Source organism: Pseudothermotoga sp., assembly GCA_025060105.1.
GTDB lineage: Bacteria > Thermotogota > Thermotogae > Thermotogales > DSM-5069 > Pseudothermotoga_A.
On record JANXCS010000003.1, the window covers coordinates 188,684 to 202,243 of the forward strand.

Below are 13,560 nucleotides of genomic sequence, written 5' to 3' on the forward strand. Positions count from 1 at the left end.
CCAGTCAGATCGATTGAATTCTTCTATCGAGGCGAGTGAGTCTCTCTAAGCGATCCTCGCGGATCACAACATCCTCCTCTATTCTAACACCGAACCTACCTTCGATATAGATCCCTGGTTCGATCGTCACCACCGCACCCACGGGTAGAACAGACTCGTTGGCTTGACTCACTCTGGGTGCCTCATGAACCTCCAACCCCAAGCCATGGCCGAGCCCATGACCAAAGTATTCACCAAAGCCACGATCGATGATGTGGTTGCGTGCGATGGAATCCAACTCCTTTCCGCTCATGCGCCCGTTGCCTCTCTCGAGCGCCAGTGTCTGTGCTTCGAAAACGGCGTTGTAGATCTTCAAAAAGTCTTCGTCTGGCTTACCGAGGAAAAAAGTTCTCGTTATGTCCGCACAGTAACCGTTGAATTTGGCACCGAAATCGAACAGAATTGGCTCGTTCATCTTTATTTTTCGCTCTGAAGGTCTGCCGTGAGGCAGGGCCGTCCTCGGACCTGAGATCACGATCGTTTCGAACGCGGGACCATCCGCACCGAGTTTCTTCATTCTGTACTCTAGTTCCGCAGCGATGTCTTTCTCACAGACCCCCTCTTTAACGAGTTGCAGGGTTTGCACGAGGGATTCCTCGCTGATCTCTATAGCCCTCTTCATGTTCTCTATTTCCTGTGGTTCTTTCACCATGCGCATCTGTTCGATGATCTTGTCAACGGGTTTGTAGGTAGCTTGGTATTTTTCGGTGAGTTTTAGATACGTATCGTGACTGATGCGTGAAAATTCGAGGCCTACCACCTTCGGACCGAGTCTTTGAAGCACGCTCGAAACGGTGTCAAGAACATTCACACCACGATGTTCAACGAGCGCGAACTTTGTCTGTTGCTTGGCTTGTTCGAAATATCTCGAGTCCGTGATGATGAACTGTTGATCTTTTGTGATCACAAGGAAACTGAAAGAGCCCGTGAACCCCGACAGATACATCGTGGTCGGTTTCGAAGAGTACTCGACGTTGCATATGAGAACTGCTTCGATCCCTTCCGCTTCGAAAGCTTCGATGAATTTTTTGATCCTCTCCAAGATAGATCACCTCCATCGTTTCGATTGTACAATATCTCGCGAGGTGAAGAGATCTCATGAGAAATGTCGAACAACTGATCGAGAAGATTGTGAAACTTTTTCCCCGTGAAAAGTTCCGCGCAGATCCATTCAGAATACTCATCTGTACGATACTGAGCCAACGCACACGTGACGAAAACACAGAGAAAGCCTGTGAAAAACTCTTCGCCAGATACGGCAACGTCTTCGAACTCGCCAGAGCGTCCGCCGAAGATCTTCACGAACTCATAAGAGAGAGTGGCATGTACAGACAAAAAGCTGAGAGGATAGTTCGAGTCGCAAGGTTGATCGTTGAAAGATACGGTGGGAAGGTACCAAACACGCTGGAAGAACTGTTGAAACTGCCCGGTGTGGGTAGAAAGACGGCGAACATAGTTCTTTACCATGGATTCGATCAACCGGCCATCGCCGTCGACACACACGTTCATAGGATCTCCAACCGGCTGGGATTGGTGAGAACGAAGAAGCCGGAGGAAACGGAGGAGGAACTCAAAAAGATCGTGCCCGAACGTTTTTGGGGTCCTTTGAACGGATCCATGGTCGAGTTCGGTAGAACGATCTGTCTACCGATCAAACCAAAATGCGAGGTCTGTCCTTTGAATTCGGATTGCGAGTACTTTTTTCAAAAAAGACGTTGAAATTTCAAACAACGAGACATTATAATTCATTCAAACACCATGTAGGGGGTGTGAGGATGAAAAAAATTCTACTGCTTTGGTTTGCCTTCTTGCTCTCCACCATCGTTCTAGCCCAGAGGCAAACTATGGTCATTTACGCTTACGGTTCAGAGATGATCACACTCGATCCAAGCACCGAGTTCTCCAACTCCATAATAGTACTGAACAACGTTTATGAGACTCTCACACGTTACGTGGATGGAAAGTTAGAACCGCTGCTCGCAGTCGAGTGGTCTTCCAACGAAGATGGTACCGTTTGGACTTTCAAGCTGAGGAAAGGTGTCAAATTCCACGATGGTACGGAGTTGACATCTTCGGCGGTGAAGTTCTCCGTAGAAAGGACCATCAGGCTTGCAGGGGGACCGGCTTACATCTGGGACAGCGTCGAGAAGATCGAAACACCAGATCCCTACACGGTCGTGTTCAAGTTGAAATATCCTGCGAACATACCTCTCATCGCCTCCGCAGGTTATGGCGCTTTCATATTCAGCCCGAAAGTTGCTGAAATTGGTGACGATGAGGCCATAGCGAAGTGGTTCAATGCGGGTAACGATGCAGGTACGGGACCTTATACGATCAGCAAATTCGACCCAAAGACCCAAGTTGTGCTCAGAAAATTCGATGGTTATTGGAAAGGTTGGACCGACAAAAAGTTCGACATCGCCGTAGTTCAAATCGTACCCGACCCTTCTTTGAGGATGCAAATGATCACGGCAGGCAGGATCCATCTGACGAGGAACTTGATCTACGACGATCTGAAAAAACTGGAAGTTAATCCGAACGTTTATATCAAACAAAAGCCAAGCTTTCAAGTTCTGTACCTGTTCTTCAACACCAAGAAAGCCCCTTTGAGTAACCCGGACTTCAGAGCGGCCGTTGCTTACGCGATACCTTACAATGAAATCCTCAACCACGTGCTGTTGGGTTATGGCCTGCAACCTTCAGGTATCATCCCGAAAGGCATGTTCGGTTATGCGAGCCACCTTTCACCGCTTTCACAGGATTTGAACAAGTCCAAGGAATTTCTTACAAAATCCGGTGTGGACCCAAAGGGTGTCAAATTGGTATTGACGTACTTGCAATCTGACGAAGGCGAGAAGAAAGCTTCGGAGCTGATCTGGTCGAGCCTGAGAAAACTTGGTATCGATGTCGAACTCAGACCGATGAACTGGGAACAACAATGGGCGTGGGCGAGGAGCGATCCAACCAAAGCTCAGGACATGTTCATCATGTACTGGTGGCCAACGGTCATGACACCTTACGATTTTCTCTTCAGTATGTTCCACACCGAGGAAGAGGTGCTCTTCAACTTGTCTTACTATTACAACAAAGAAGTGGATAAGCTGATGGACGAAGCTGTGAGGTTAGAAGGCGTCAATCCAAAACGTGCTGAAGAGCTCTACAGAGCAGTAGAAACGATACTGCGTAGAGACCTACCCGCAGTTCCACTCTATCAAATCAACGATATCTACGTGGTTCACAAGTCTATCAAGGGATTTGAACCCAACCCAGCTTATCCAAACGTGGTTTTCTTCTATGAACTTGAGAGTGCGTCATGAGGTCGATTTGGTGTGAACTTTGTTAGGTACATCATTTCAAGATCGTTCTCTTCGATATTCGTTGTGCTCGGAGTAGTTTTTGTAGTCTTCATCGTTTCGAACGTCGTGCCATCCGATCCTGCAGCGCTGTGGGTGGGACCAAAAGCTACCCACAGCGCAATTCAAGCAGCTAGGGAAAGATTGAAGTTGGATGAACCCATTTTGGTGAGATTCAGCTATTTTTTGAGAAATCTACTTCGCCTCGATCTCGGTGTGTCGATAAGAACTCATAACCCCGTGGCTTACGATATAAAGAAGGCGTTGACTGCCACGCTTGAACTGCTGCTGATCGCGGAATTTTTCGCTATCATCGTTGGAATACCTTTGGGGGTCTTGGCCGCAGTCCACAGGAACAGTTGGCTCGACAACGTTAGTAGACTGTTCGCAGTCGCAGGTGTGTCGCTCCCAAGCTTTTGGTACGGGATGATCCTGCAACTGCTTTTCTTCAAATGGCTTGGCATTTTACCTCTGTCAGACAGAGTCGATACCTTCGTTTCTCTAATTCATCCTTTCGAGGAGAAAACGGGCTTTTATCTGATCGACACTCTCCTTGCTCGAAACTACGTCGCATTTTTCGATGTATTGAAACATTTGGTCCTACCAGCTGTGACACTCGCAGCGTACCCCATAGGCTTGATCACCAGACAAGTCAGGTCGATGATGGTCGAGGTGCTTCAAGAAAATTACATCAGAACGGCTTTTGCATATGCGATCCCTGAAAGGAAGATATACTTCGGTTATGCACTTAAAAACGCGATCGCACCTGCCATGGTCACCGTGGCTTTGTCCTTCGCATACACGCTCGTTGGCGCGTTTCTCGTCGAATTGATCTTCAACTGGCCAGGTCTCGGTAGATACGCCGCAAACGCGATACTCAGCATGGATTATCCAGCCATCGTCGGTGTGACGATCGTTGCCTCCGTATGTTACGTTCTCATAAACTTCATCGTTGACCTGATCCAAGCAAAGATTGACCCAAGGATAAGATTCTGAAGAGGTGAACATTTTTGAACATTCAACTCGTTAAACTCGCTTTGAAAAACACTGTGGCCAAATTCAGTTTCACAGTCATCGTGGTTTTCATAATACTTGCTTTGCTCGCGCCGTTGATAACACCTTTCAAAGAGCAAGCACTCGGTGAACCGAACATGGCGACGCGATTGCTTCCACCGAGTTTGAAACACCCATTCGGAACGGACCATATGGGTCGAGACATACTCAGCCGTATAATTTACGGTGCGAGGACCTCACTCGTCACAGCATTGACTGTCGTGTTCCTCTCAGCCATGATGGGTGTTCCGATAGGTATCGCTGCTGGCTATTTTGGAGGCATAACAGACAACATCCTGATGCGATTCACCGATGTATTTCTTTCCTTTCCACCTTTACTGCTCGCACTCTTGATCGCATCAACTCTCGGTAAAGGTTTACTCAACGCCATTGTGGCATTAGTCATAACGTGGTGGCCGTGGTACGCACGACTCGTGCGCTCTCAAACGCTATCGATCAAATCTCTCGCTTATGTAGAGGCTGCGAAGGCTGCCGGCGTCCCACACATCACGATCATGTTCAGACACATTCTTCCAAGTTGTATAGCTCCGCTCGCCGTTCAGTGTACGATGGACATGGGGAGTGCGATCCTTGAGGCCGCCGCCCTTTCTTTCCTTGGCCTCGGGGTCCAACCACCCGCACCAGATTGGGGTCTCATGATCAGTGAAGGTAAAGCTTATTTTCTGAATTATTGGTGGGTTCCCACATTTCCAGGGCTCTTCATACTACTTTTGGTCATGTCCTTCAATTTGCTCGGTGATGTTCTGAGAGAGCTCATAGACCCAAGATTGAGGAGGAGAATGCTGATTTGAGTGAGCTTCTGAGGTTTGAGAACTTTTCTTTGACTTTTAAGACTCTTTACGGAGAAGTTAGAGCTTTAAGGAACGTATCTTTCTCGATCAACACCGATGAGATAGTGGCGCTCGTCGGGGAGACAGGCTGTGGCAAGACCGTGACCGGCTTATCGATAGTTGGATTGCTCCCAGAGAACGCTAGAACATCTGGAAGGATTTTTTTCAAAGGGACAGAAGTGACACCGAACACGGCGAAAAGAATGCGTGGCAAAGAGGTGGCGATCATCTTTCAAGATCCCACTTCCTCGCTGAATCCACTCTACAGGATAGAGCAGCAGCTGATGGACGTTCTAAAAAACAAATGGAATGTATCACAGAGAGAATTAAGATCCAAAGTTTTGGAGCTTTTGAAACAAGTACAGTTGTTCGATACGGATAGGGTGCGTCGAGCATACCCCCACGAGCTTTCTGGTGGTATGAGACAACGCGTTATGATCGCCATGGCACTCGCATGTGAACCGAGCCTGCTAATAGCGGATGAACCGACGACGGCCCTCGACGTGACTGTACAACGCCAGATATTGTACTTGATCTGGGAACTGAAGCAGAAGAAGGGATTCTCAGTACTCTTCATCACCCACGATCTTGGCATAGTATCCCAACTGGCCGACAGAGTGATCGTGATGTACGCTGGAAGCATCGTGGAAATGGCTCCAAAGAAGGAGCTGTTTTTGAACACGATGCATCCTTACACGTTGGGCTTATTGAGCTGTGTGCTCGATCCACGCAGGAGAAAACTCCCAAAACCGATACCAGGCTCTCTCCCATCCCTAGAGCAACTGACAGCGGGATGCGCTTTTTACGAAAGATGCAGTGAGGCCCTTTCGATGTGTCAAAATCACACACCAGAATTGATCGAGGTGAGGCCTGGCCATTACGTATCGTGCCATAGATGGAGGGAAAGATGTGGTTGAAGTCAGAAATCTCAAAAAGCACTTCGTACTGCGTGGCAGAGGATTGTGGGGTAAAAAGATACTCGTGAAAGCTGTCGATGACGTCAGCTTCAGTGTTTCTGAAGGTCAAAGTGTGGCGATCGTGGGAGAATCTGGCAGTGGTAAGAGCACCCTCATTCGTTGCATAAACGGCTTGATCAGGCCCACGAGTGGTGAGGTTTATCTCGACGGTCAACGCGTGGCACGGCTCAAAGGAAAAGAATACAGAGAAAAGGTGGCACGCAAGGTTCAGATGGTTTTTCAAGATCCCACAACTTCCTTGAACCCGAGGCTCAAAGTCTTTGACATCGTTGTCGAACCCGTACTCGCCCAAGGAAAAATGTCCAAATCGCAACTCAAAGATCTTGTGTACGACCTGCTCGAAAAAGTTGGGCTCGATCCAGAATTGTCGAGTAGATACCCAGGAGAGCTCAGCGGTGGGCAATGCCAAAGGGTAGCCATCGCTAGGGCCCTCTCCGTCAATCCAAAGATTCTACTGTTGGACGAGCCAACTTCCTCTCTGGATGTATCGGTCCAGGCACAAGTTCTACAACTTTTGAACGAATTGCGTTACAAGTTCAATCTCACATACATCTTCGTCAGCCACGACCTTGGTGTTGTGAGGAACGTTTCAGAAACGATCTTAGTTATGTATTTAGGAAAGATAGTCGAAGTGGGTCCAGTCGAACGAGTGATCGATGAACCTATACATCCATACACCAAATTACTCATCGATTCTATGTTCGTGCCGGATCCGAATCTTGAAATGAGGAAACCTTCAACGTTTGGAGAACCCAGTACGGCCGTGAACGAAGGTTGCAAGTTCAGAAGTAGATGTCCTTTCTCGATCAAAGAGTGCGGATTTTATGATATGAATCTCATCAAGGTTTCGGAGAATAGGTTCGTTTCGTGCATCAAATGGAAGGAGGTAAGCTGATGGTCGAATTGAGTGTGAGTGACATCGAACAAATACTCTTCGGGTGTGCCGTACTCGGTACAGGTGGCGGAGGAGACCTTCAGAAGGGGCTCGAAACTGTCAGAAAATCCGTCAAAGGAAAGATCAAGCTGTTGTCTGTAGACGAATTCGATGACGATCGTTTGGCGGCGTGTCCTTATTTCGTAGGTTCAGTCTCACCATCCTCGGATGTGAAGAAATCGACGAAGAAAGTAGAATCGCCCGTGGTCGAGTCTTTCAAACTCCTCGAGCGTTATATGGGTAAAAAGTTCGACGCCGTTTTCCCGACTGAGCTTGGAGGAGGAAACACCGCAGTTGCCTTCGAGGTTGCCGCACAGCTGAACGTGGCAGTTTTGGACGGTGACCCAGTGGGTAGAGCAGTACCTGAGGTACAGCACACCAGCTTCTATTTGCTCGGAGTTCCCATGACGCCTTTCACCGTATGCAATCATTACGGTGATAAGCTGGTGGTTGAAGAGGTGTGCTCAGACGAACAAGCGGAAGAAATAACAAGGTCCATCGCAATCTTGAGCGGTGGAAAGGTGGGGGTCACGTCACATCCGCTCAAAGGGTCCATACTGAAACGAAGTCTTGTGAGAGGTACCGTGAGCCTGGCTTGGCAGGTTGGAAAGGCGAAGAGTGAGGCACAAAGAAGAGGAGAAAACGTCGTAGAAGCGATCGTGAAAGTTCTGGGAGCAAAAGTTCTTTTCGAAGGTTTAGCGATCGGCGATGCTCAATGGGAAGATAAAGGGGGTTTTACGTACGGTGAGATGCTTTTCGATGGGATAGGATCTTTCGAGGGTAGAAAATTCAAAATTTGGTTCAAGAACGAAAACCTCATAGCGTGGCTGGACGGGAGAGTTTGCATAACTTGTCCAGATTTGATCATCGTTCTCAGAGCCGACGATGGTTCTCCAGTGCTCAACCCACATTTGAAGAAGAATGAGCGGGTCGTCGTGATCGGCATGGCAGCGAACCAGTTGTGGAGGAGCAGTAAGGCGATCGAAATATTCGGACCGAGACACTTTGGTTTCGACTTCGATTACGTGCCTTTTGAAAGGAGCACGGTGAAATGAGGTTCGATCTGTCGAAGGCTGCGAGAAAATTGATCTGTGAGGTTTTCAAGATTAAGCCCGATGAAGAAGTCGTCATCACGTACGATACACTCTCCGATCTTTCCGTCGTTCAAGCAGTTGCGAGTGAAGTTTTTCGCACGGGAGCTAAGCCTCTGCTTCTCTGTGTTCCTGCGCCCAAGGGTGTTGGCAAAGCTGCCGATCCAGATCTTCCACTCAAAACACTCAGTGCAGCCCTTCAGAATGCGAACGTGTGGATAGAGTTCAATCAACGTTGGCTACTCTATTCTTCAGCTTTCGAAATGGCGATCAAGAACAAAAACCTTCGGTACATGTGCCTTGTGGGAATGGATCACGATATGTTCGTACGAACCTTGGACATCGATCTAGACAAGTTGGCCATTTTCATGGAACGGCTCGCACGCATACTGAAGGAAGCTGAAGAAGTGCGGATCGTGAACCCTTCTGGCACCGATGTGAAGTTCAAAAACCATCCGAAGCGTCCCATAATATGCGACCATGGTGATGCGAGTGTGCCTGGCATCCATATGCTTCCAGGCCAGATGAGTTGGACTCCCATTGAAGAGACGATTCACGGAAGGATCGTCTTCGACGGTTCAATCGTTCCGCCACTCGGTGTACTCAAGCAACCTGTCACGCTGATCGTCGAATCTGGTAGGATCGTCCAAATCCTTGGTGGTAATGAAGCGAAGCAGTTTGAATCTTGGTTGAAGTCTTTCCACCACGAAGGTATGTTCAGACTCGCACACATCTCACTCGGACTCAATCCGGGTGCGAGGTTGAGCGGAAACGTTTTGGAAGATGAGCGAGTCTGGGGTTGTAGCGAATGGGGCATAGGTTACATCAGCGAAGACCTCACACCGGACAGAGTCTACACAGATCAAGCTCCATCGCACTGTGATGGTGTGTGCTTGAATTCGACCATCATCGTCGATGGAAGAGTTGTGATGTCCGACGGAGCCATCGTGGACGAAAGGCTCAGTGAAATTATGAACGGTTGAAGTTCATTCCGGCTCGCTCTCGATTTGTTGGGCAAACTGCGTTGCCATCTGTTGGAGCTTCTCCAAATCGTTTTCCGTTGGAGCTCCGTTGAACTCGTGGACATCGACCACCTTCCAGCCCAGCGGTTCAACGAGTTCTTTGATCCGCTTGATGGCACCTCCACTCCAACCGTAACTTCCAAAGATCAAAGCCAGCTTGTTCTTCACGTGCTTTATCTGTGCCAATCTCAACAGATCTTCCATCGGTGGGAACAACGCAGCTTCGTAAGTTGGAGCACCTATGACGACACCACGTTTTTCCCACAACGAAGCGAGGATGTAACTGTGGTGTGTCTGAGTGACGTTGAATACAGAGATGGGTAATCTGGACTTGCTCAATCCCCTCAGTACGGAGTTCATCGCTCGCTCGGTGTTACCATACATCGAACCGTAGACGAGCGTGACACCTTTCTTGGAAGGCTTTTCAGCGTATTCCGCCCATTCTCTGTACATCCTGATGGGCGTGTGAGGTTCTGCCCTCCACACGAGCCCGTGCGATGGAGCGACGACATCGATCGGTAAGTTCGCCAATCTCTCTATCGCCCTCAGAACTGGCCTGCTGAAAGAGGCGACGATGTTGACGTAATATCTGAGCATTTCCTTCAAGTAAAATTCCTTATCCTCACACTCATCATCGAATATGGCTCCCTTAAACGCCCCGTAGCTTCCAAAACCATCACAGGAGAAAAGCACTCTCTCACTCACCTCGTAAGTCATCATCGTTTCGGGCCAGTGAACCAACGGTGTGTAGAAAAATTTCAAGGTCTTTTTGCCCAGGGAAAGTTGCTCTCCATCTTTGACGATCTTCACGTTCTGATCGATCTGATAGAAAGCTTTCAACATTTTAGCACCCCTATCGGAGATGAGTATCGTCGCGTTCGGTGCAACCTTCTTCAAAACGCTCAAAACACCCGTGTGGTCTGGCTCCATGTGGTTGACCACGACGTAATCGATTTTCGAAAGGGGAACGACACTCTCTATCTGTTCGAAGAACTCATCCACCTTGATCGATTTTGCCAGATCGATGAGTGCGTTTTTCTCATCTTTGAGCAGATAGGCGTTGTACGAAACACCTTCTTCACCTATGGGCCAGAGCCCTTCGAACAGCTGAGTGAACCTATCGTTCACTCCCACCCAATAGATACCTGGCTTCACCTCGATCGCTTTCATGCGAAATCCCTCCTCGGCAATATTGTACAAAACGATCGCGAGACACTGTAAAATTCAAGATGGAGGGGGGATCTCTGGTGAAAAAATATTTAGCGATGTTTCTGGTCTTGATCGTCGTGGCGTTGTTCGCAGCGAAGTTAACGATCCTTCACATCAACGACACACACGGTCGAGCCTGGCCCTGGAGTGAGACGAACAATCCAAACATAGGAGGTTTCGCTGCAATCGCGACGATCGTGGAGGAGGTTAGAAAGGAAGTCGAAGCCGTTTCTGGTCGTGTGCTGTTTCTGCACGCTGGAGATTTGAACACGGGTGTACCCGAATCGGACATGTTGGATGCCGCACCAGACATCGTCGCGTTCAACATGATGAGACTCGATGCGATGGTGCTTGGTAACCACGAGTTCGATAAACCGAAGGAAGTTTTGGCCAAACAGATGAAGCTCGCAAAGTTTCCGTTTTTGAGTGCGAACTTTTACGATCCAGAAGGCGTTGTCAAACCTGCTCCTTACATCATCAAAGATTTTGGAGATCTGAAGGTGGCGATCATAGGCCTCACCACCGAAGAAACGGCGATACTGGAACCGTTACATCTGAAGGGTGCACGGTTTGAAAACTGTGTGGAAACCACCAAAAAGATCGTTGAGGAATTGAAAGGGAAAGTCGATCTGATCGTCGTATTGGCGCATTTGGGTTGGGGACCAGAGGGTGAAGGAAAGACCACGAGCAAACAGCTGGCGCAGAGTGTTGAAGGTATCCATGTGATCGTCGATGGACACAGCCATACGAAGTTCGAAACGGCTCAGCTGGTCAACGGAGTCATCGTGGTTCAGGCGTGGGAATGGGGTAAATACGTAGGGAGACTAGATCTAGAGATAGAGAAAGGTAAGATCCTGTCGTACAACTGGAAACCGATCCCAGTGAATCTGAAGATCCACAAAGGCAAGGATGCGGAAGGTAAAGACATCTACGAATACGTGGACAAAGAATACAAAGAACACTTCTACGTCAAAACCGTACTCGATTACTTCAAACAGCTCGGCGATGAAAAACTCAACACGGTGATAGGGAAAACCCACATCCTGCTCGATGGCGAAAGGGCGAACGTTCGTTCGAAGAGCACGAACCTTGCGAACATGATCTGCGATGCGATGATCTGGAAAGTCAACGCGGACGTTTCACTAATGAACGGTGGTGGCATCAGAGCCTCGATAAAGCCTGGAGAAATCACGGTGAGAGACGTGCTGACGGTCCTACCATTCGGCAACACCCTCTACGTGCTCAAAATGAACGGTGAACAGCTGTTGAAAGTTTTGCGGTATGCTGCAACCATAAAAGAGGGGCAAGGTGGATTCCTACAGACCGGCGGTTTGACTTGGAAGAGCGTCGCAGGAGAGGTAGTGGAAGCCAAGGTGAAGGGTGAACCGATCGATCCAAGCAAAACGTACACGGTTGTGACGAACAATTACTTGGCTGGTGGCGGCGATGGCTATACGATGCTTTCGGGCCTACCTGGCTACGATACCGGTTTCAGATTGGACAGCGTTCTTGTCGAGTTCATCCAAACGGTTCTAAAAGGCGAGATAAAAGACTACGACTCTTCACTCAGATACATCAGACAATGACGGTAAAAGAAGGGGACCTTCGCTGGTCCCCTTTCTTCATCTTTCACCGACGATCGTACCTGGAATCCTCAGCTTTCTTTCGAGCAACGAGAAGAGATGGGCACTCAGCCAAACCACGGAGAGGTATATAAAGGCAGTTAGAAGGTACACTCTGAAAAATTCAAAGTTGCGACTGGCTATGAATTTGGCTTGAGCCATCATTTCCGGAGCACCTATGATGTAAGCCATCGAAGTGTACTTCAAAAGGTAAATGAACTCGTTCGTCCAAGCGGGAATCACGCGCCTCAACGCTTGAGGTAGAATGATCAGTCTAACGGCTTGCCACTTCGTCATTCCGATCGAATGGGCCGCTCTCAGCTGTCCCACGCCGATGGATTGAATGGCTCCCCTTATGTACTCAGCTTGATAAGCAGCGCTGTTGATCGTGAAACCTATCAGCGCCGCGGCCAGAGGAGAAAGTCTCAACCCGTAAACAGGTAAGCCATAGTACAAGATGAAAAGTTGCACGAGCATCGGTGTGCCCCTTATCAGCTCTATGAATCCTACGCACAGAAAGCTCACAAACTTGTTGGCGTAAACTCTTCCGACGCAGAGCAAGATCCCAAGAACAAATCCAACGCCGGCGGCGAAGAGTGTCAGATAGACCGTGACTATCAAACCGTTCAACAACTTCGGTAAAGATTGCTGCACGATTTGGATGAAACTCATCTCGGTTTCTCTCCGTAGAGCTCGCTCAGTTTCTTGAGGAACTGTTTTGCACGTTCGGTTTTTGGATTGCTGAAAAATTCATCTGGAGCACCCCTTTCGAGGATCACACCATCCTCCATGAAGAGTATTTCGCTCGCCACGTTCCTGGCGAAACCAAGTTCGTGTGTGACCACGACCATCGTCATGCCCTCTTTCGCGAGGTCCATCATGACCGACAAGACTTCACCTATCAACTCCGGGTCGAGAGCGGACGTTGGCTCATCGAAGAGTATCACCTTCGGTCTCATCGCCAACGCCCTCGCGATGGCAACACGCTGCTTTTGACCACCAGAAAGTTGCGACGGATAATGGTTCGCTTTGTCCAGAAGTCCTACCTTTCTCAGTTGTTCTAAAGCTATCTGCGTTGCCTCCTCTTTGGGGATTTTTTGAACTTTCATTGGGCCTATCCGAACGTTATCGAGGGCCGTGAGGTGGTTGAACAGGTTGAAATCTTGAAAGACGAAACCGATCTTTTGTCTCATCCTATGAACGTTCTTGGGCGTGATCTCTTCGTTCTCGAGGAAAACCCTCCCCGAATCTGGTTCAACGAGCCTGTTTATGCACGCAAGTAGTGTGCTCTTACCAGTCCCACTCGGTCCAAGTATGACCTTCGTTTCACCCCTTTTGACCTCGAACGATACACCGCGAAGAACCTGTACAGAACCGAAACTCTTTTTTAGGTTTTCGACCCTCAACAC

General features: G+C 48.7%; 13 protein-coding genes. 9 read left to right on the plus strand and 4 right to left on the minus strand.

The window, feature by feature from the left end; translation table 11 throughout:
* Positions 1-4 precede the first annotated feature (4 nt).
* The gene (locus tag NZ875_04350; GenBank protein ID MCS7174969.1) at positions 5-1,081 is read right to left on the minus strand and encodes a Xaa-Pro peptidase family protein; all 1,077 of its coding nucleotides are present in this window, start codon (positions 1,079-1,081) and stop codon (positions 5-7) included.
* Positions 1,082-1,137: 56 nt separating this feature from the next.
* Here NZ875_04350 and nth point away from each other — a divergent pair, with 56 nt between their 5' ends.
* From nth to NZ875_04390, 8 genes are read left to right on the plus strand one after another with little or no spacing between them, the layout of a single operon-like run.
* Positions 1,138-1,758: an endonuclease III gene (gene nth / locus NZ875_04355; GenBank protein MCS7174970.1), complete on the plus strand. Its 621-nt coding sequence runs from the start codon at positions 1,138-1,140 to the stop codon at positions 1,756-1,758.
* Between the two features lie 56 nt (positions 1,759-1,814).
* A complete protein-coding gene (locus NZ875_04360; GenBank protein MCS7174971.1) occupies positions 1,815-3,356 on the plus strand; it encodes an ABC transporter substrate-binding protein in 1,542 nt (513 codons plus the stop codon).
* Positions 3,357-3,368: 12 nt separating this feature from the next.
* Positions 3,369-4,388: an ABC transporter permease gene (locus tag NZ875_04365; protein ID MCS7174972.1), complete on the plus strand. Its 1,020-nt coding sequence runs from the start codon at positions 3,369-3,371 to the stop codon at positions 4,386-4,388.
* A gap of 14 nt (positions 4,389-4,402) precedes the next feature.
* Positions 4,403-5,257: an ABC transporter permease gene (locus NZ875_04370; GenBank protein MCS7174973.1), complete on the plus strand. Its 855-nt coding sequence runs from the start codon at positions 4,403-4,405 to the stop codon at positions 5,255-5,257.
* Entirely contained in the window at positions 5,254-6,213 is a 960-nt protein-coding gene (locus NZ875_04375; GenBank protein ID MCS7174974.1) for an ABC transporter ATP-binding protein, read from the plus strand. The genes NZ875_04370 and NZ875_04375 overlap by 4 nt, the downstream gene beginning before the upstream one ends.
* A complete protein-coding gene (locus NZ875_04380; GenBank protein MCS7174975.1) occupies positions 6,206-7,168 on the plus strand; it encodes an ATP-binding cassette domain-containing protein in 963 nt (320 codons plus the stop codon). The genes NZ875_04375 and NZ875_04380 overlap by 8 nt, the downstream gene beginning before the upstream one ends.
* Positions 7,168-8,262 (plus strand): DUF917 domain-containing protein, encoded by a 1,095-nt coding sequence (locus NZ875_04385; protein MCS7174976.1) that lies wholly within the window; start codon positions 7,168-7,170, stop codon positions 8,260-8,262. Before NZ875_04380 ends, NZ875_04385 begins: the two co-directional genes overlap by 1 nt.
* Complete coding sequence (locus NZ875_04390; GenBank protein MCS7174977.1) at positions 8,259-9,281, plus strand: aminopeptidase; 1,023 nt, start codon at positions 8,259-8,261, stop codon at positions 9,279-9,281. The genes NZ875_04385 and NZ875_04390 overlap by 4 nt, the downstream gene beginning before the upstream one ends.
* Positions 9,282-9,284: 3 nt before the next feature.
* On the opposite strand, the gene NZ875_04395 is transcribed toward NZ875_04390, so the two are convergent.
* The gene (locus NZ875_04395) at positions 9,285-10,490 is read right to left on the minus strand and encodes an FprA family A-type flavoprotein (protein ID MCS7174978.1); all 1,206 of its coding nucleotides are present in this window, start codon (positions 10,488-10,490) and stop codon (positions 9,285-9,287) included.
* Positions 10,491-10,567: 77 nt separating this feature from the next.
* Between NZ875_04395 and NZ875_04400 the strand changes: the two genes are divergently transcribed.
* Positions 10,568-12,115 carry a bifunctional UDP-sugar hydrolase/5'-nucleotidase gene (locus NZ875_04400; GenBank protein ID MCS7174979.1) on the plus strand — a complete coding sequence of 516 codons (1,548 nt, stop codon included), beginning with the start codon at positions 10,568-10,570 and terminating at the stop codon, positions 12,113-12,115.
* 36 nt (positions 12,116-12,151) lie between these two features.
* Here the strand turns inward: NZ875_04400 and NZ875_04405 are convergent, their stop codons facing one another.
* Positions 12,152-12,823, minus strand: coding sequence for an amino acid ABC transporter permease (locus NZ875_04405; GenBank protein MCS7174980.1), 672 nt, complete (start codon positions 12,821-12,823; stop codon positions 12,152-12,154).
* The gene (locus tag NZ875_04410) at positions 12,820-13,560 is read right to left on the minus strand and encodes an amino acid ABC transporter ATP-binding protein (protein ID MCS7174981.1); all 741 of its coding nucleotides are present in this window, start codon (positions 13,558-13,560) and stop codon (positions 12,820-12,822) included. The genes NZ875_04405 and NZ875_04410 overlap by 4 nt, the downstream gene beginning before the upstream one ends.